Here is a 617-nt window from a genome sequence, read left to right as displayed (position 1 = left end):
CATCGCGCTGGTGCCTACGCCAGTGGATCACGCGCCGTTTCCGTTGCCCGACAACTTCCCGATGTACTTCACCATCCAGCCGGGCGATGCCGTGCTGCAGGGGCTGACCCCCGAAGCGGCGCGCGGCATCCGCGTGGTGTACCCCAATTACGGCAACGCCCAGGCCCATGCACCGGCCGATTTCTGGGTGTACAGCGTCAAGGAAGGCTGGCAGATGTACGGTTCGGGCCATGTCACCGCCGATCGCAAGCATCTGGCGCCCGATCCCGGGGTGACCCTGGCCTGGGCGCTGGGGGCAGGGGCCTCGCAGAGCAGCGCCAATCCGCCTACCGCGCAGAAGGCCAACAACTGCAGCAAAGGACAACCGATCGATCTGCAGACCGGCATTCTCTTCCACCAATGGAATGACTTCGCCATCCACGATGTGATGCCGCTGATGCTCACGCGCGCCTACACCTCGGCCGACCCCAATTCGCATGTCTTCGGCATCGGTGGCAACGCCAACTTCGGTATTCACCTGTGGAGTGCCGGCAGCGATATCACCACCACCATGTCGTTGGTGCTGCCGTGTGGCGAAGGCATTGCCTACAACCAGATCAGCGGCAACGACAGCTGGC

The 617-nt window shown here is 63.5% G+C and carries 1 protein-coding gene; it reads left to right on the top strand.

Annotated elements, in window-relative coordinates; all coding sequences use genetic code 11:
- A partial coding sequence (locus tag AC4HNJ_RS21560) for a DUF6531 domain-containing protein (protein ID WP_490481673.1) occupies nt 1-617 on the top strand: 617 nt, incomplete at both ends.

Source organism: Dyella sp. SYSU CM1112 (assembly GCF_058216415.1).
This window is presented reverse-complemented; position numbering and strand designations above follow the sequence as displayed.